Origin of the sequence: Sheuella amnicola, assembly GCF_010499255.1 — a bacterium.
Taxonomy (GTDB): domain Bacteria; phylum Pseudomonadota; class Gammaproteobacteria; order Burkholderiales; family Burkholderiaceae_B; genus Zwartia; species Zwartia amnicola.
The window spans coordinates 159,019-176,507 of the sequence record NZ_JAAGRN010000007.1; the positions used below are offsets into that span (position 1 = coordinate 159,019).

Here is a 17,489-nt window from a genome sequence, read left to right on the forward strand (position 1 = left end):
CTTCATTCTATAATTTGAGGTCAATTTACTTCTCTAGCGGGTAAGCTCAAGCCATGTCTGTTTCCAAATTTTTCAAAGGATTTGCCGCGGTTGTCGTGTTGACGGCATGTGCGCCTGCGGCCTATGCTCAAGGCAAAACAACGGCTTCGTTTGCTAAAGTTAATGGCGTTGCCATCCCCGAAAGTCTGCTGGATCAAAACGTGCGGATCAATGTCAGCCAGGGCGCGAAAGATTCGCCGGAGTTGCGTCAGGTGATCAAAGAGGAATTGATTACCCGCGAAGTCCTTGCTCAAGAAGCATCGAAAAAGAAGCTGGACAAAACCCCTGATGCTCAAGAGCAGTTTGCGCAGTTGCGCCAGACTTTTCTGATCGAGTTGCTTCTTGCGGATTATTTCAAGAACAACCCCGTGACTGACGCCGAGATTAAAGCGGATTACGATCGTCAGATTGCCGCAATGGCCGATGCCAAACAATATCGATTAAGTCTGATCGTTGTGAAGACTGAAGATGAGGCAAAAAATTTACTGGCTCGTTTGCGTAAAGGCGAACCCTTTTCGAAGCTGGCCACCGAAAAGTCGATTGATCCCAGCAAAAAAGATGGTGGTAATGTCGGTTGGGTCATGCCTGGACAAATCCTGCCTGTGATCTCGAACGTGATGGTGAATTTGAACAAAGGCAGCTTGGCCGCCGCGCCGATTCAAACACCTGCGGGATGGAACATTATTAAAGTGGAGGATGTTCGCCCTTTTCAGGCTCCAACGCTTGAAGAGAGCAGGGAAAATATCCGCCAGATGATCACCCAGCAAAAGCGCATTGATTTCGCTAAAAAGCTTCGGGCTGCGGCGAAAGTAACGGAGTAGGGCCTGGTGGGGAGGACCGGAGTCGGGCAGGTTGACTCCTGTGTGGGGATGGTGCCCCCGGCGAGAATCGAACTCACAACCACCCGCTTAGAAGGCGGGTGCTCTATCCAATTGAGCTACGGGGACATCCGGGCGCTATTCTAACCTCAGCCGGCAAGACTTCATAACTCAGAGGGCAAATAAGCGTTTTCGGGGCATTTCGTTGTATCGTGTCAGCTATGTCTCAATTATTTGTTGTTCATCCTGAAAATCCGCAACCTCGTCTGCTGAAGCAGGCAGCTCAGTTTTTGCAAGAGGGCGGTTTGGTGGCTGTTCCCACCGACTCCAGTTATGCCGTTGTTGCACGTCTTGACGACAAGGCAGCTGCAGATCGTTTGCGCAAGTTGCGAGGTCTGGATGAACGGCATCACCTGACCGTTCTATGTCAGGACATGGCCGGCATCAGCCAGTTCGCCCACGTTGATAACGCACAGTTTCGTCTGCTCAAGCACGCCACCCCGGGTCCCTGGACTTTCATTCTGGAAGCGTCTCGAGAGGTTCCCCGGCGGGTGTCGCATCCGTCGCGCAAAACCATCGGAATCAGGGTGCCGGATCATCCAGTAGCACTGGCTTTGCTCAAAACGGTCGAATCCCCTTTGTTATCCACCACACTGATTCCGCCGGGCGAGGATGAACCCTTAAATGATCCGGAGGAGATCCGGACCCGCTTTCAACATCAACTGGCTGCGGTGATCGATGCGGGAAGCTGTTCGCTCGAGCCGACAACGATCATCGATCTATCCGGTTCTGAGCCGGTTACTGTTCGCAGGGGACGGGGAGATCCCTCCGTTCTAGGACTGGATTAGTTCATTTTGCGATGATTCGGTCCGGCTCAAAATAAAGTAAAACTTATGAATGAAATCATCCAAACGATTTGCGTACTGGCACTGCCGGTCATATTTGCTATTACGCTTCACGAGGCTGCCCACGCGTATGTGGCTAGATTATTTGGCGACCCGACAGCATCCCAGCTTGGCCGGGTCAGCCTGAATCCGGCCAAGCATATTGATCCAGTTGGCACGATTCTGGTGCCTGTGGGCATTTTATTGATGTCCAAACTGCTGGGCGGGTCTCCTTTGCTGTTTGGCTGGGCCAAACCGGTGCCGGTTGACTTCGGTCGATTGCATCGTCCCAAGCAGGATATGTTGTGGGTGGCACTTGCCGGCCCCGGCGCCAATCTACTGATGGCATTGATCTGGGCCTTTGTGTGCGGGATGTTGATTTCCAGGGGTATCAGGGATGGATTCATGTTTGAAGTCTCCCTAGTCGGTATTCAGATCAATTTGTCCCTGATGGCGCTGAATTTGCTCCCGGTTTTACCTCTGGATGGCGGCCGCGTTCTGTTTAGCTTGCTGCCAAATAGATACGCCTGGCAATTCGGTCGCCTCGAGCCTTATGGCATGTTAATTGTGATCGTCCTTTTGTTTTCGGGCATCCTGGATGCGCTCATGTATCCTGTCATGAGCCTGGCTCCATGGCTTGTTAGGATCTTTGTGTGATTTTGGGTACGAAGGTAAAAAAGTTTCAAGTCGTTCCAGGTTACGCATTTCTCTTGCAATCCAGTAAACTTAAGCACTTTTATGACACGTGGCGCAGTCGCGTCTCCACTAGTAAGCGTTTTGGATCTCAATATGTCCTCGATCTCATCTTCGCAAGGCCCCCGTTTTCAGGGAAGCATGGTGGCTCTTGTCACCCCGATGCACCCTGATGGTAGTCTGGATTACGACAGTTTTCGAAAACTGATCGATTGGCATGCCCAGGAAGGTACAGACGCACTTGTGGTGGTCGGTACATCCGGCGAGTCTCCCACTGTCGATGTCGACGAGCATGCGGAATTGATTCGTGTCGCCGTGACGCATGCCGCCGGCCGCATGCCCGTGATTGCCGGTGTCGGTGCAAACTCGACCAGCGAAGCGATTCATCTAGCCGAACATGCCCGCAAGGTTGGCGCGCAGGCCGGTTTGTCGGTTGTTCCCTACTACAACAAGCCTTCCCAGGAAGGCATGTACCAGCACTTTAAAACCATTCAAGAGGCGGTTGATCTGCCCACCATTCTTTACAACGTGCCCGGACGAACAGTTGCCGACTTGTCGCATGAAACTGTATTGCGGCTGGCGCAAGTTCCCGGCATTGTCGGTATCAAGGATGCGACCGGGGATATCGGTCGCGGCGCGCTGCTGATTCGCGATGTGCCCGAACACTTCCAGGTGCTCAGCGGTGACGATGCCACCGCCGCGGCTTTGATTCTGCTGGGCGGACGCGGCAATATTTCCGTGACCGCTAACATCGCACCGCGTGCGATGCATGAAATGTGTGCGGCTGCGCTCAAAGGCGATGTTGCGCAAGTTAGAAAAATCAACAATTTACTGGGACCTTTGAACAAGCTGCTGTTTGTCGAAGGTAATCCGGTGCCAGTTAAGTGGGCGCTTGCCCAGATGGGACGTACTCCGTTGGGATACCGTTTACCACTAGTCGAGTTAAGTGCACAGTTTCACGCACCGTTGCGTGCAGCAATGGTCCAGGCGGGGTTGCTCTGAAATGAAAAGTTTTGTTGGTCGCAAGACCGTATGGTTCGCAGGTTTTCTTGCAGCGTTATTGACCCTTCAGGGTTGTAGTGGTATCCGGGAAGCACTAAGCGGTGATGATTCTGTTGATTACAAGAGCGTTGTTCGCACAGATCCACTAAGCATTCCACCTGATTTGACTCAGGCTGCGAATGACCCGCGCTATCGTGCGCCGGCTTCGGGCACGACGACTTATTCTCAGTTCCAACAGCAGGGCCAGGCGCTGGCTGCCGCTAAAGGGGCACCTCAAAACACGAATCAGGCCTCCGTGTTGCCGACGCGCTCCGATATGCGCGTCATGCGAGATGGCGATTTACGTTGGTTGGTGGTCGATATGCCGGCCGACAAGGTATTTTCGATGGCGGCCGACTTCTGGACGGAAAGCGGCTTTACCCTTGATGTGACCGATCCCAAGGCGGGTTTGCTAGTGACCAATTGGGCCGAAAATCGGGCAAAGATTCCGGAAAGTTTCATCCGGCAGGCCTTGGGCAAAGTCCTCGAAGGGCTGTGGGACAGTGGCACGCGCGACAAGTTCAGCACACGCGTCGAGCGTGTTGGTCCGAACCGCACCGAGGTGTACATTTCCCATAAGCACATGGAAGAGAAAGACTACAGTACCCAAGGTCAGGTCAACGTGCGTTGGTTTAACGGCAAGGAAGATCCCGGCCTGAACTCCGCCATGCTCGCTCGCATGATGGTTTTCTTCGGTGAAGATGTCGATGGCGCACGCAAGAAAATGGCTCAGGCCCAGGCACCTGCAGAGGCCGCCAAGGTGATTGCAACCGGCGATAAAACATCGTTGAATCTGGCTGAACCTTTTGACCGGGCATGGCGCAGAGTTGGTGTGGCTCTGGATTCTGGTGGTTTTGCCGTGGATGATCGCGATCGCTCGGCGGGTGATTTCTATGTTCGCTATGTTGATACAGATACAGGCGCCAAGCGTGAAGAGCCCGGATTCTTCAGCCGGCTTTTCGGTGCCAAGGATCCGGCTAAGGCGCCGACATATCGCTTGCACTTGACCCAGAAGGGCAACGAAACCGAAGTCACGGTTCTGGATGCCGATGGCAAACGTGATACTAGTTCAACCGCGCAACGGATGCTGGATGTGCTGGCTGGCAAGTTGAAGTGATACGTCTATAAAATCACGGCCTCAAATGAAAAACCTCCGGTGCCTTAAAACACCGGAGGTTTTTTTATGAAGATTACTTGCGGATCAGATGAATCCAGCCATCTTCCAGCCATTCTGTGAGCGCATCTTTTGCCTCATCAGAAAGCTTATTTGCGGCGGGGTGGTCACCACGCAGCTCACGTTCATCGGCCAGAATCTTCAAGGCAGGCTCCGCACGCACGGAGGCTACTTCGCCATTAATGAACAACTGTTGGCCCCGGTAGAGCATGCGGGTTCTACGATCAAGTGACCAATGGGTATAAGGCTCTAGCTGGCCATCCGAGTCCTCATTGAAGTCGAAGGCATCAAACACGGCTGCTTGATTAGGTTCTGTGAGCCAGCAGCCAAGAAATCGATTGGCGAGTGCTTCGTTGAACTGAATCTTCGCAGCTGCCTTTATTGCGGCATCGATCATGCGATCGGGGATTTGTGCCGGATTTTTAGTAGCACTTTGTCCGGGGTCACGATAAATCGCATCCAGTTTGGGGCCGGGCAATGCCGGTTCACCATAGGGACCACTTGCGATACCGGCTCGGGCAAAAATTTGGTCCGCCGCGGCTTCAAGCATGCCTCTGGCCAGCGCTGCCTCATCCGGGGCGCGAAATCCGATTGAAATCGTCATGCAATCATCCAAGGCGACGCCATCATGTGCCGCTTGAGGCGGCAGATAAAGCATGTCACCGGGTTCGAGCACGAATTCTTGCTCAGGAGCAAAGTTTTTCAAAATCTTTAGCGGTAAATTCGGTACTAGCGTTAAATCCTTTTGCTGTCCGAATTGCCAGCGACGACGCCCATGCGCTTGCAATAGAAAAACATCGTAACTGTCAAAGTGCGGTCCGACGCCGCCGCCGGCAGTTGCCAGGCTGATCATCATGTCATCCAGACGAACATCCGGGATAAACCGAAATTGATTCATCAGTTCGCAGGCCCCATCGTTGTGGATGTCAACGCTTTGCACCAATAATGTCCAGTCCGGCTCGGTTGCTTTCGGCAGGCGTGCGAACGGCCCGCATTCCATTTGCCATTGTTTATTTTCACGCCAGATCAGTCGCGATTCGACTTCATCGCGTTTACTCATTTTTTTGAGTTCAGTTATGGAAAGCGGAGACTTGAAATTGGAAAAGGCCTGTCTCACAAGCAAAGGTTTTCGTTGCCAGTAAGTTTTCATGAACTCGGCAGGCGTGATGCCACCCAGCATTGCCAAAGGTTTATTCGGATTCATGGCAGAAGATTTTTCAGTTGATAGAGCGCTTCGAGTGCTTCGCGCGGACTTAAGGTGTCGGGATCCAGTTCGAAAATCGCCTGGCTAAGCGTGTTAAGCGCTTCGGATGTTCGAGCGGCTTCCTGGGCTTTTGCATCCTGTTCGATCACATCGCCAAAAAGCCCGAGTTGTGGTGTGGGGGCGCCTTGCGACTCCAGTCTTTCGAGTTCGCGCGTGGCGTGTCGAATGACCGCCGCGGGTATGCCGGCGCGCTGCGCAACCTGAATCCCGTAACTTCGACTGGCCGGACCTTCCTTGACCTCGTGCAAAAACACAATGCCTGAGGGCGATTCAGTCGCGGCGAGATGCACGTTGGCCGTATTCGGTTGTTCGTTGGGCAGGCGGGTGATTTCGAAGTAATGGGTCGCAAAGAGGGTGAGGGCACGGTTATGCGTAACCAGCCTCTGCGCGATTGACCAGGCCAGTGCCAAACCGTCGTAGGTTGAAGTTCCTCGGCCGATTTCATCCATCAAGACCAGGCTGTTTGCCGTACTGGAGGCAAGAATCGCTGCGGCTTCGGTCATTTCCATCATGAAGGTGGATCGTCCGCCCGCCAGGTCGTCGGCTGCGCCGATGCGGGTGAAAATTCTGTCCAGCGGCCCGATTGTCGCGGCCTTTGCAGGCACGAAGCTACCGATTCGTGCGAGCAGTGCGATCAGCGCAACTTGTCGCATGTAAGTGGATTTACCACCCATGTTCGGACCTGTGATGACCAGTAGTGCCCGATGCGAATTCAAGACGCAATTGTTCGGAGTGAATCGCTCGATCGCGCGCTCTACGACCGGATGACGGCCGGCTTCGATGACGATGCCCGGTTGATCTCCCAGTTCGGGAGCAACCCATTGGTGGTGTTGAGCATGGTGCGCAAGCGCAACGATGGCATCCAGTTCAGCACAAGCTGATGCGGTATCAGCCAGACTGGTCATCATGGGTGCAAGCTGGTCCAGTAACTGCTCGAACAACCATTTCTCGCGAGCGAGCGAGCGATCCTGCGCGGACAGAACTTTGTCCTCCCATGCTTTAAGCTCGGGCGTGATGTATCGCTCCGCATTTTTGAGAGTTTGTCTTCTGCGATAGTCTTCGGGAACTTTGTCCGATTGCGCTCGGCTGACTTCTATGAAGAATCCATGCACACGATTGAATTCGACTCGCAACGTGGACAGGCCAGTTCTTTCACGCTCGCGCGCTTCCAGTTCAAGCAGAAAGCTGCCGTTGTCCGTGGAAATTGCTCGCAACTCATCAAGTTCCGCATCAAAACCGGTAGCGATTACGCCGCCGTCGCGCACCATGGATGCGGGCTCTTGCGCGATCGCGCGCATCAGCAAATCGTGCATGCCATCCGGTGGGGTTAGTCTCGCGGATATATTGCCTAGCAGCGTTGCTTGCTGATCGGTGTGGGCTGCTTGCTCAACTTGCTGCTGAATCACGGGTAGGGCGGATAGCGCATCGCGCAAACTCGCTAATTCCCTTGGACGCACCGATAGCAGAGCAATGCGGGTGGCGATGCGTTCGAGGTCGGGCAGTTTGTTGAGCTCACCGCGCAGCGATTGCAACAATGCAGTGGCATGCAGCACATCCGTTCGTTGATCGTTGGCGCTTATCAGCGTTCCTACAGCACGTTGTCTTGCAAGCACCGGTGCGTTGTCCCGCAGCGGGTGATGCAACCAACGACGCAATAATCGACTGCCCATCGGTGTGCAACATGTATCGATAATAGAAAACAGAGTGGGCGCCTCTTCTCCGGATAATGTTCTGGTCAATTCGAGATTTCGGCGCGTAGCCGGATCCATCAACACATATTGACTGGCGCGATCAGCCACAATCGAGTGGATGTGGGATAGTGCATGCGCCTGCGTTCTTCCTGCATAGCGCAATAATGCCCCAGCAGCGCAAATCGCCGCTGGCATATCGTCAACATCGAATCCGGAAAGTGATTGTGTTTTGAAGTGCGCAAGCAAATGCGCTTGAGCCTGTTCGGTTTCGAAATGCCAGGGAGGGATGTTAGTGGTCGCACAATGAATGGTCAGATTCAACCCGGCATCTTCCGGGATCAGCACCTCGGCCGGATCGATTCGGTGCAGCTCGGAGTCCAGTGCGTCGATCGCGCATTCAGAAACCTTGAATTCGCCGCTAGCCAGATTCAGCCAGGCTATGCCTGCGCGAGCGGCTTTGTTTGCCTTTCTAGGGACGAAAACCGCTGCGATTGAACGATCTGCTTTGGCCGGCAACAACGCCTCATCGGTGAGTGTGCCCGGCGTGACGATGCGAACGATTTTGCGTTCGACCGGTCCTTTGCTTGTGGCTGGATCACCTATTTGTTCGCATATCGCCACGGATACGCCTTGAGCCACGAGTTTTGCCAGGTATTGTTCGGCGGCGTGGAAAGGGACGCCCGCCATTGGAATTGGGGTGCCGTTGGAGCTGCCGCGTCTGGTAAGGGTCAGTGAAAGCAGTTTTGCTCCGCGTTCGGCATCCTCGTAGAACATTTCATAAAAATCACCCATCCGGTATAGAAGCAGCAAGGGGCCGGCCTCAGCCTTGAGCCGCAGATATTGCTGCATCATCGGGGTGTGGTTGCTCAGATCCGTTGCGAGCGAACTATTTTCGCCTTGAGTTTTCAAGGTGGATTCTCTGTCTGCAAAGTATCTAGTTTAATGGCAACCTTAATTAGGGTAATTACTTATAATGAAAGGATTGTTTTGTTTTTCTCCGAGGTTGAGTCATGCAAGTATCAAAGATTTCCCGTATTCGTCGCGCATCAGTCCTTTTACTGACGGGGTTGGCAACTGCTTTGCCTTTTTCCGTCTCTGCGCAAGCTAATTATCCTGATAAGTCGGTGCGTATTGTTGTCGGGTTTTCGGCTGGCGGATCCACTGACGTTGTGGCACGCCTGCTTGCCAAGGAGTTGGGCGAGGAGTTCGGTCAGAGCTTCATCGTCGAAAACAAGCCCGGTGCCGGCAGCAATATCGCGGCGGAATATGTGGCCCGCGCCCCTGCAGATGGCTACACCCTGTTGATGATGGCCGTGACAAGCACGATCAATCAGACTCTTTATCCGAATCTCAAGTTCGATATCCTGAAGGATCTCACCCCTGTTGCTTTGGGCGCTAAAGTCCCGAATTTGTTGGTCGTCAATCCTAAAGTGCCAGTTAATTCGGTTAAAGAGTTGGTCGCGTATGCCAATAAAAATCCGGGCAAGTTGAATTTTGCTTCATCCGGAAGCGGTACGTCGATTCACATGACGGGCGAACTTTTCAAAATCAACACCAAAATCGATGTCTCCCACATTCCCTACAAAGGAAGTTCGCCGGCCATGACCGATCTGGTTGGCGGGCAGGTGCAGTTCATGTTCGACAACATGCCTTCTGCGCTTCCGTTGGTGCAGTCGGGTAAGTTGCGTGCGCTGGCTGTGACTTCGCCCCAGCGTTCTGCCGCCGTGCCGGACGTTCCGACCATGGCTGAAGCAGGGTTTCCCGGTTTTGACGTGTCATCTTGGTTCGGCTTGATGGCGCCTGCCAAAACCCCGGATGCCGTGGTGCAAAAACTCAACGCCGCCGTTGCTAAGGCCCTGGCCAGTCCCGAATTGAAGAAGAGACTGGCAGATCTTGGTGCAACTTCCCAGTCGATGACCACGGCCGAATTCGGCGATTTCGTCAAAAACGAAGTCAAAGTGTGGGGTGACGTTGTGAAGGCGTCGGGTGCTCAGGTAGACTAACCCCTTATACGCCCCGCTTTCAGTGGGGCGTTTTTTGAGACATATCCAATACACATACGGGCAAAACATGATTTCAAAAATCGTCCCTGATTTGCAAGCAGCTTTAGCAGGTGTCAAAGACGGGTCCACCGTCTTGATCGGTGGTTTTGGCGGTGCGGGGCAACCCCATCAACTGATTGACGCATTAATCGAGCAGGGTGCGCGCGATTTAACGATCGTGAGCAACAATGCGGGCTCCGGCGAGACAGGCATTGCAGCGTTGCTTGCTGCCGGTCAGGTCCGCAAGATCGTTTGTTCTTTCCCCCGGCAGGCCGATTCGCATCATTTCGACAACCTCTATCGCGCCGGAAAGCTTGAGCTTGAACTGGTTCCGCAAGGCACGTTGGCCGAGCGTATCCGTGCGGGTGGTGCCGGAATCGGCGGCTTTTTTACGCGTACAGCGGTAGGAACGCAGTTGGCGCAGGGCAAGGAAATCCGTAACCTCGACGGCGAGGATTATGTTTTCGAATTGCCGATTAAAGCCGATGTGGCCTTGATCAAGGCACTGAAGGCTGATCGCTGGGGCAATCTGATCTACAACAAAACAGCGCGTAACTTCTGTCCGGTCATGGCTACTGCAGCCAAGATGACTATCGTCCAGGTCGACGAAATCGTCGAACTCGGTGAGCTGGATCCGGAGGCGATTGTGACGCCAAGTCTTTACGTCAAGCGAGTCGTGCGTGTTGCCAAGGGAGCGAAATAATGAAACGAGTCTCTAGAGATGAAATTGCAGCGCGCGTTGCCCGTGACATTCCGGAAGGCGCAGTCGTTAACCTCGGTATTGGTTTGCCAACCCGCGTAGGCAACTATCTGCCTGCCGATAAAGATATCTTTTTGCAAAGCGAAAATGGCGTATTGGGTATGGGACCAGCGCCTGCTCCTGGCCAAGAGGATTACGACCTCATTAACGCAGGTAAACAGCCTGTAACGCTTCTGAAGGGTGGAAGCTACTTCCATCACGCCGATTCCTTCGCGATGATGCGTGGCGGACATCTGGATATTTGCGTACTAGGCGCTTTCCAAGTGTCCCGCTTCGGCGATCTGGCCAACTGGTCGACCGGGGAAGAAGGTGCCATTCCGGCAGTAGGTGGTGCAATGGATTTGGCTGCCGGCGCAAAAGATGTGTTCGTGATGATGGATTTGCAAACCAAGGAAGGCGTCAGCAAGCTGGTCGATCAGTGCACGTATCCTTTGACGGGATTGCGTTGTGTTTCGCGCGTTTACACCGATGTGGCCGTGTTTCAGATCGAACCCGGTGGCGTGGTTCGGGTCGTGGATGATATGGCCGGTGCCGGACAAGAGGAACTGCGTCGGATGACGGGGCTCGACTTGGTGTTTTAAGTTTTAGATTTAAAACACCAAGCCCTATTCATCGACCAGTTTGTTGAGTCGCTGCGCATCGAAGGGCTTGGTCGAGTCGTTGACTTTCGAGCCCATCGACTCGATTGTTTTGCACAAGTTGGCGATGCGTGCGTCTTGCTCTTCGGCGTGCGTGATCAATTCGTGAAGCACTTTAACCAAGGGATCGCTCGCACCGGGGTCGACCGCATAGGCGGTGAACGATGCGTCGCGGCCTGCGGTGCGAGTTGTTTCGCCTTTGTTCAGAATCGCCTGCAACGGCGCTGCATCCCAGTCTGAATCGCATGGCGATTTGCCGCCGGCAGACTTGTTTGCGTTGTTGGAACCAAGTGCCGATTCACCACAGGGGCTTGTCTTGGCGTCGGCTGCGGCTTCGTTGTTCGTGTTCGAGGCTTGTTGACCTTGGTCTGCCTCAATGATGCGCGCGGGATTGCCCACGGCAGTGGCTCCGGCGGGTACCGGCTTGACGACTACAGCATTTGAGCCAATGCGCGCACCATCCCCTACAGTAAAGCCGCCAAGCACTTGCGCACCCGCACCGACAACGACACCCTTGCCCAAGGTCGGGTGGCGCTTCGTGCCTTTGTATAGCCGCGTTCCACCAAGGGTGACACCTTGGTAAATGGTGCAATCATCACCGATCACGGCAGTTTCACCAATCACGACACCAAATCCGTGATCGATAAAAACGCGACGACCAATTTGTGCGCCGGGATGGATTTCGATGCCAGTCAAGACTCGGCCAAGATGCGAAACCAGTCGACCAAGCCAGTAAAGCCTTACTTGCCAAAGCCAGTGGGCCAGGCTGTGCGTCATCAGGGCGTGCAGGCCCGGATAGCACGTGACGACTTCAAGTTTGCTGCGCGCTGCCGGATCGCGTTCCAGAATGCAGTTGATGTTTTCGCGTATTTTTTTAAACATAACGTTCATCGTAGCGCAGAGTTTGCATCACGATCGCATTAACCTGTGAACTAGAGTGGATTCGATCAACTATCGGATCAACTCTTTTTTCTGACACCGAATTTTGCAGTCTGGATCATCGCTGAACACACTCCCCTCATCATATCGACCTCGTCTTGCGTCAAGTTATTGCGAGTAAAGAGGTGTCGCATGCGCGGCATGAGTTTTTTTGGATGAGCCGGATTGAGGAACTCGACGGCCTCGAGTGCCTCTTGCCAGTGCGTGATTAAGGCAAGGATAGACTCGGTGCTGGCGGGCTGGCGCCCGGGGTCGGTGTCCGCTAAGACAACGGGCGTCGGGGGTTTAGCCTGCAATAAAGCATATCTGAACTCCCATGCGGCCAATTGCATGGCCTGCGATACATTTAATGAGCTGTATTCGGGATTAGCGGGTATGTGGCAGACGCGATGACATAAGCCGATCTGTTCATTAGTCAAACCGGATCGCTCGGTACCGAGAACAATTGCGATGCGCGCATTGGCGTGTTCGAGCAAATGTTGGCGACCGATTTCGGCTGCCTGGCGAATATCGCATACCGGTGGCCCGAGATCCCGCTGACGAGCGGTCAGTGCAAAGGCCAGCGTCACGGGCGACAGTGCATCACCCAGTGAATTCAAAATCCGCGTCTTATTAAGAACATCTGAGGCTCCGCTCGCTAGCGAAATGGCTTCTGGCTGAGTCGTGATGTCGTCAATCTTGGGCGAGACGAGAACCAGTTCGCTAAATCCCATGGTTTTGATTGCCCGGGCTGCGGAACCGACGTTTCCGGGGTGGCTTGGCTCGGTCATGATGAACCGGATGCGTGAAAAATCAGGAGTCATTTAAAATCACACTTTAGCCAATTAAAAAATCCACTTATATGCACCCAATGCTTAATACCGCCATCAAGGCGGCCCGGCGCGCCGGATCCATCATCAACCGCGCGAGCATTGATCTGGACCGTGTTCAGGTTTCCCGAAAAGGTCCCCGCGATTATGTCACGGAAGTCGATCATGCCGCTGAAGAGGCCATCATCGATGTGTTGCGCACCGCCTATCCGGATCACGCCTTTCTGGGCGAAGAGTCCGGCCAGATCGGTCACCCCGAAAGCGGCGATTTTCCAGAAAATGAATGGGTGATCGACCCACTCGATGGTACGACCAACTTCATTCATGGATTTCCGACGTATGCCGTGTCGATCGCCTTGCGCCAGCGCGGTCAAATCATGCATTCCGTGATTTTTGATCCGACTCGCAATGAACTGTTTACGGCCAGTCGTGGCGGTGGGGCATTTCTGAACGATAGACGGGTACGCGTATCGTCTCAGACGCGATTTCATGATGCATTGCTAGGCGCGCGCTGGCCGGGCTCAAAAGTCCCTGATGATCTGGCTGCGCCGAGATTTGCCGAAATGGCGCAAACTGCCGCAGGCGTTCGTCGAACCGGATCTTGCGTGCTTGATCTCGCATACGTTGCCGTCGGTCGTCTGGATGGCTTTTGTGGCTTTGGACTCAAGCAGTGGGATATGGCCGCCGCCAGCCTGCTGGTTCTCGAGGCCGGCGGTTTGATCGCAGATCTGGAAGGCGAGCAGACCTGGATGGAGTCGGGCAACGTTCTGGCCGCTACTCCGAAAATCTTTACCCAGATGCTGGCTCACCTGCAAGGACAGGCGAACAAGTAACACTGTCACAAATATCCGTTACCATTAAGGGCTCTACAACTACTGGAGCCCTCAATGGAGTGGCTGCTTGACCCGACAATCTGGGTCGGCCTTTTTACCCTGGTCGTACTTGAAATCGTCCTGGGTATCGATAACCTGATTTTTATCGCCATTCTGGCCGATAAGCTACCGCCAGCCCAGCGCGACCGGGCCCGAATCATAGGGCTATCCCTTGCGCTGATCATGCGACTTGGCCTGCTGGCCGGCATGTCCTGGCTAGTCCAGTTAAAACAGCCTTGGCTGGCGATTGCCGGCTTCGAGTTCTCCGGCCGGGACCTGATCCTGATGGTTGGAGGGTTCTTCCTGTTGTTCAAGGGAACCCTTGAGCTTCATGAGCGTCTTGAAGGCAACCGCAACGAGCACTCCGCAACCCGCGTGTATGCCGACTTTTGGGTGATCGTGACCCAGATCGTGGTTCTTGATGCGGTTTTCTCGCTCGATGCCGTGATTACCGCTGTCGGCATGGTCGAGCATTTAAGCGTGATGATGGCTGCAGTGGTGATTGCTGTTGGCATTATGCTGCTTGCATCCAAACCGCTGACCCGATTCGTTAACGCGCATCCCACCGTAGTCGTATTGTGTTTGGGCTTCTTGTTGATGATTGGCTTTTCGCTCGTCGCGGAAAGCTTCGGGTTTAAAGTGCCCAAGGGCTATCTGTATGCCGCCATCGGTTTTTCGGTGCTAATCGAACTGCTCAACCAGATTGCGCGCCTTCAGGGCATCAAGCTCGAGGCCAAGCGTCCAATGCGTGAGCGTACCGCAGAAGCGGTGTTGCGCATGCTCGGCAAAAAACTACCGGATGAGATGGCTGACTCCGCCGTAACCGCAAAAGATAATTTATCTGACATCACATTCGGAGTCGAAGAGCGCAACATGGTCAGTGGAGTACTCACATTGGCCGAAAGATCGATCCATTCAGTGATGACGCCTCGTACCGAAGTGTCCTGGGTCAATCTGGACGATGATCCTGCAGAGATTCAGAAGCAGATTGCCATGGCGCCTCATAGCTTTTTTCCCGTCTGTCGCGAATCGCTTGACGACGTGAAAGGGATCGGTCGTGCGAAGGACATGATTGCCGACCTGATTACGCATGGCCATATCCGTAAAGCCAGCTTGCGCGAACCGATTATCGTGCACGACACGATAGGCATCATCAGGTTGATGGACACGCTTAAACGATCGCGTGGCCAACTCGTATTGGTCGCTGACGAGTTCGGAACGATTCAGGGCTTGGTTACCCCCATTGATGTGTTCGAAGCGATTGCGGGCGAGTTTCCAGATGAGGACGAGACGCCTGACATCATCAGCGATGGCGATCATCAATGGACGGTCGATGGCGCGGCTGATTTGCACCATTTGGAGCAGGTGCTCGAAACCGAAGGATTGGTGGATGAGGACCAGGACTTCACCACCATGGCCGGGTATTTACTATCGCGCTTCGGTCAGTTGCCCAAGCCGGGTGATAGTTGCGAATATGCAGGGCCCCATGCGACCTTCAAGTTCGAAGTCCAGAAGATTGATGGACGCAGAATCGCATTGGTTAAGATTCGGAAACTAGACGCTATGCCCGACGCATCCAGTGCGCCGGATCATGCCTAATCTGCGCGATTCAGATCGAACAGGGCAGGCCCATCCTCATCGATCACCATCCATCCGCCACGATCGTTTTGACCGCCTTCCTTGTGATCGCAATCCCAATCGGGTAACACCCAGCGTTCGCAGATTTTTCCGTCGACCGACATGACGTTGCGACCGGGGCGGTGCGTGTGGCCATGGACAACGATGGAAACACCGGAATTTCGAACGGCTTTTGCTACAGCATCGGCATTGACGTCCATGATTTCGCTGGACTTGGTTTGATTGGCCACCATGCTTTCGCCACGGGCCTGCGCAGCGAGAGTTAAACGTTCCGGAATGCTTCTAGCCAGAAAACCCGCTTGCCAGGCCGGGTTGCGAACCATGGCGCGAAATTGCTGATACGCGACATCATCCGTGCAATATTCATCACCATGACTGAGAAGCATGGTGCGGGGGCCGACCGAAATCAGCACCTCTTCAGGAAGCAGGCGCGCGCCCAGTCCGGCAGCTAGCGCTTCACCCATCAGAAAGTCCCGGTTGCCTCTTCCGAGCCAGACCGGAATCTTCGCGGCTGCGGCTTTGATTGCCATCAAGTCCTGGGCCAGCCAGGGAGGCGCCATCACGGCCACATCGTCGCCAATCCACGCGTCGAAAATGTCACCTGGCAGCAACAAGGCTTTCGCCTCGCTAGCCGCCAGCTTGAGAAATTCGCGAAAAGCTTCTGAGGTGCCAACAGTGTGCTGGCCCAGATGTACATCTGATGCCAGCCACACAGGGCCTTCGAGAGTGATTTTATTCAACGACAACCGCCTTGGTGATCACAATGTCTTGAACGGGAACGTTCTGGTGAAAACCGCTGTTGCCGGTTTTGACCGCTTTCATTTTATCGATGACATCCTGGCCTTCGACGACTTCGCCAAATACTGCATAGCCCCAGCCATTGGAAGTGGGCGCAGTGTGGTTCAGAAAGTCGTTGTTGGCGACGTTGATGAAAAACTGAGCCGTTGCCGAGTGGGGGTCGCTGGTGCGAGCCATCGCCAGGGTGTACTTGTTGTTCTTCAAGCCATTGTTTGCTTCGTTTTCAACTGGAGCTTTGGTGGGCTTTTGTTTCAGGCCGGGTTCAAAGCCACCACCCTGAACCATGAAACCGTCAATCACACGGTGAAAGATCGTGCCATCATAAAAGCCGTCTTTGACATAAGCCAGAAAGTTGGCAACGGTCTTTGGTGCTTTCGCAGCATCGAGGGAGATGACGATGTCGCCCATGTTCGTGGTCATTTTGACGCGAGGATTCGTGCTCATTGATTTAACGCCTTGTTGAGTTGTCGAGTTGGAGGGGGGAGCGGCCAGTGCGCTGGTCGATATCATCGGAATGATACTGGCGAGAATCAGATTGCGCATCAGGCGCAAAAGTTGGAAAAAAATCATTTTGTCTTAGTTGTTGCAGGTAGTGTGGATAAAGTGTTCTGTTCTTCGATTAACGCCTTGATTGCCCGAATTTTTGCGCGTGCGTTAACTGCACCGGCATCGGCGGCGTTTTGATAGGCCTTTAGCGCCAAACCTAGCTCGATATCACCCATATTCGACTGAGCAAAAGAATATTTAGGGTTAATCATGATCGCCATTTCGATCGCACGACGTGCCTGCTCGAGTTCTCCGCGTTGAGCGTAGATGACAGCCAGGTTATTCCAGGGTTCGGGCAGTTCGGGAAAGCGCATGGTCATCCGTTGATAAATGGCCTCAGCCTCGCTGGTGCGCTTGAGCTCAGTCAGGACGCGGGCGTGCAAGAACATCAGTTGCACATCCACACCGGGGGTTTGGCGGTCTGCTTCGACGGCTTGCCTTGCCTCGACCTCTTTCAGTGCTTCCTGCAGGCGATCCGCACGGATCAGCCCTTCGATGCGACGCGTGATTTCAGAGGGTGAAAGCGGTACGCGCGTATCGACTGAGGGGGCAATTGCGTCCAGAAGTTTTGCCAGACCTTCCCAGCCACCTTCCTTAACCTTGTCGCCGTAGACATATCCCGGTTTTTCGCCAGTCGCCGAGGGCATGGCAGCCGTGCCCGAGGTTGGGCGTTCGGGGAGGGTGGGCGCCAAAGGGTTGACCTGCTGCACTGAGGTTGCCGTGCCCGGATAGCCTTGGGCACAAGCAAATCCGACAGCAACACTCGTCGCATAAATTGCAAACGTGGCACGACCGATCATTTTAGAAAGCTTCAAGACGTGGAGTCCTCAATTGCTATACTTA

17 protein-coding genes and 1 tRNA gene are annotated in these 17,489 nt (G+C 54.1%); 10 read left to right on the forward strand and 8 right to left on the reverse strand.

Annotation, left to right across the window (positions count from 1 at the left end):
* Nucleotides 1-53: 53 nt before the first annotated feature.
* Nucleotides 54-860: a peptidylprolyl isomerase gene (locus tag G3I67_RS11540; protein WP_163655481.1), complete on the forward strand. Its 807-nt coding sequence runs from the start codon at nucleotides 54-56 to the stop codon at nucleotides 858-860.
* Nucleotides 861-909: 49 nt separating this feature from the next.
* On the opposite strand, the gene G3I67_RS11545 is transcribed toward G3I67_RS11540, so the two are convergent.
* Nucleotides 910-986 (reverse strand) — tRNA-Arg (locus tag G3I67_RS11545).
* Between the two features lie 92 nt (nucleotides 987-1,078).
* On the opposite strand from G3I67_RS11545, the gene G3I67_RS11550 reads away from it, so the two are divergent.
* The 4 genes from G3I67_RS11550 to bamC all read left to right on the forward strand — a co-directional run bounded on the left by G3I67_RS11550 (nucleotide 1,079) and on the right by bamC (nucleotide 4,592).
* Nucleotides 1,079-1,705, forward strand: coding sequence for an L-threonylcarbamoyladenylate synthase (locus G3I67_RS11550; protein WP_163655483.1), 627 nt, complete (start codon nucleotides 1,079-1,081; stop codon nucleotides 1,703-1,705).
* 45 nt (nucleotides 1,706-1,750) lie between these two features.
* Nucleotides 1,751-2,398 (forward strand): site-2 protease family protein, encoded by a 648-nt coding sequence (locus G3I67_RS11555; protein ID WP_163655485.1) that lies wholly within the window; start codon nucleotides 1,751-1,753, stop codon nucleotides 2,396-2,398.
* A gap of 132 nt (nucleotides 2,399-2,530) precedes the next feature.
* Complete coding sequence (gene dapA, locus G3I67_RS11560) at nucleotides 2,531-3,436, forward strand: 4-hydroxy-tetrahydrodipicolinate synthase (RefSeq protein WP_163655487.1); 906 nt, start codon at nucleotides 2,531-2,533, stop codon at nucleotides 3,434-3,436.
* Nucleotide 3,437: 1 nt separating this feature from the next.
* Complete coding sequence (gene bamC, locus G3I67_RS11565) at nucleotides 3,438-4,592, forward strand: NlpB/DapX family lipoprotein (RefSeq protein WP_163655489.1); 1,155 nt, start codon at nucleotides 3,438-3,440, stop codon at nucleotides 4,590-4,592.
* Between the two features lie 73 nt (nucleotides 4,593-4,665).
* On the opposite strand, the gene G3I67_RS11570 is transcribed toward bamC, so the two are convergent.
* On the reverse strand, nucleotides 4,666-5,853 hold the full coding sequence (locus G3I67_RS11570; protein ID WP_163655491.1) for a cupin domain-containing protein: 1,188 nt from the start codon (nucleotides 5,851-5,853) through the stop codon (nucleotides 4,666-4,668).
* On the reverse strand, nucleotides 5,850-8,456 hold the full coding sequence (mutS, locus tag G3I67_RS11575) for a DNA mismatch repair protein MutS (protein ID WP_163655553.1): 2,607 nt from the start codon (nucleotides 8,454-8,456) through the stop codon (nucleotides 5,850-5,852). The genes G3I67_RS11570 and mutS overlap by 4 nt, the downstream gene beginning before the upstream one ends.
* Nucleotides 8,457-8,614: 158 nt before the next feature.
* On the opposite strand from mutS, the gene G3I67_RS11580 reads away from it, so the two are divergent.
* The 3 genes from G3I67_RS11580 (at nucleotide 8,615) to G3I67_RS11590 (ending at nucleotide 10,987) form a co-directional block, all read left to right on the forward strand.
* Nucleotides 8,615-9,607: a tripartite tricarboxylate transporter substrate binding protein gene (locus G3I67_RS11580; protein ID WP_163655493.1), complete on the forward strand. Its 993-nt coding sequence runs from the start codon at nucleotides 8,615-8,617 to the stop codon at nucleotides 9,605-9,607.
* A 67-nt stretch (nucleotides 9,608-9,674) separates the two neighbouring features.
* Nucleotides 9,675-10,349: a 3-oxoacid CoA-transferase subunit A gene (locus G3I67_RS11585; protein ID WP_163655495.1), complete on the forward strand. Its 675-nt coding sequence runs from the start codon at nucleotides 9,675-9,677 to the stop codon at nucleotides 10,347-10,349.
* Complete coding sequence (locus tag G3I67_RS11590; protein ID WP_163655497.1) at nucleotides 10,349-10,987, forward strand: 3-oxoacid CoA-transferase subunit B; 639 nt, start codon at nucleotides 10,349-10,351, stop codon at nucleotides 10,985-10,987. The genes G3I67_RS11585 and G3I67_RS11590 overlap by 1 nt, the downstream gene beginning before the upstream one ends.
* A 24-nt stretch (nucleotides 10,988-11,011) precedes the next feature.
* On the opposite strand, the gene cysE is transcribed toward G3I67_RS11590, so the two are convergent.
* Complete coding sequence (gene cysE / locus G3I67_RS11595) at nucleotides 11,012-11,926, reverse strand: serine O-acetyltransferase (RefSeq protein WP_163655499.1); 915 nt, start codon at nucleotides 11,924-11,926, stop codon at nucleotides 11,012-11,014.
* Nucleotides 11,927-12,003: 77 nt separating this feature from the next.
* Nucleotides 12,004-12,786, reverse strand: a complete 783-nt coding sequence (locus G3I67_RS11600; RefSeq protein ID WP_235931873.1) for an RNA methyltransferase — start codon at nucleotides 12,784-12,786, stop codon at nucleotides 12,004-12,006.
* Between the two features lie 38 nt (nucleotides 12,787-12,824).
* Here G3I67_RS11600 and G3I67_RS11605 point away from each other — a divergent pair, with 38 nt between their 5' ends.
* Both G3I67_RS11605 and G3I67_RS11610 read left to right on the forward strand, forming a co-directional pair.
* Nucleotides 12,825-13,625 carry an inositol monophosphatase family protein gene (locus G3I67_RS11605; protein ID WP_163655501.1) on the forward strand — a complete coding sequence of 267 codons (801 nt, stop codon included), beginning with the start codon at nucleotides 12,825-12,827 and terminating at the stop codon, nucleotides 13,623-13,625.
* A 54-nt stretch (nucleotides 13,626-13,679) separates the two neighbouring features.
* A complete protein-coding gene (locus G3I67_RS11610) occupies nucleotides 13,680-15,263 on the forward strand; it encodes a TerC family protein (RefSeq protein WP_163655503.1) in 1,584 nt (527 codons plus the stop codon).
* On the opposite strand, the gene G3I67_RS11615 is transcribed toward G3I67_RS11610, so the two are convergent.
* The 3 genes from G3I67_RS11615 to G3I67_RS11625 all read right to left on the reverse strand — a co-directional run bounded on the left by G3I67_RS11615 (nucleotide 15,260) and on the right by G3I67_RS11625 (nucleotide 17,461).
* On the reverse strand, nucleotides 15,260-16,042 hold the full coding sequence (locus G3I67_RS11615; protein ID WP_163655505.1) for a UDP-2,3-diacylglucosamine diphosphatase: 783 nt from the start codon (nucleotides 16,040-16,042) through the stop codon (nucleotides 15,260-15,262). The two genes, G3I67_RS11610 and G3I67_RS11615, sit on opposite strands and share 4 nt — an antisense overlap.
* Nucleotides 16,035-16,544: a peptidylprolyl isomerase gene (locus G3I67_RS11620; RefSeq protein ID WP_163655557.1), complete on the reverse strand. Its 510-nt coding sequence runs from the start codon at nucleotides 16,542-16,544 to the stop codon at nucleotides 16,035-16,037. The genes G3I67_RS11615 and G3I67_RS11620 overlap by 8 nt, the downstream gene beginning before the upstream one ends.
* Before the next feature lie 122 nt (nucleotides 16,545-16,666).
* The gene (locus tag G3I67_RS11625) at nucleotides 16,667-17,461 is read right to left on the reverse strand and encodes a tetratricopeptide repeat protein (RefSeq protein WP_163655507.1); all 795 of its coding nucleotides are present in this window, start codon (nucleotides 17,459-17,461) and stop codon (nucleotides 16,667-16,669) included.
* Between the last annotated feature and the right edge of the window lie 28 nt (nucleotides 17,462-17,489).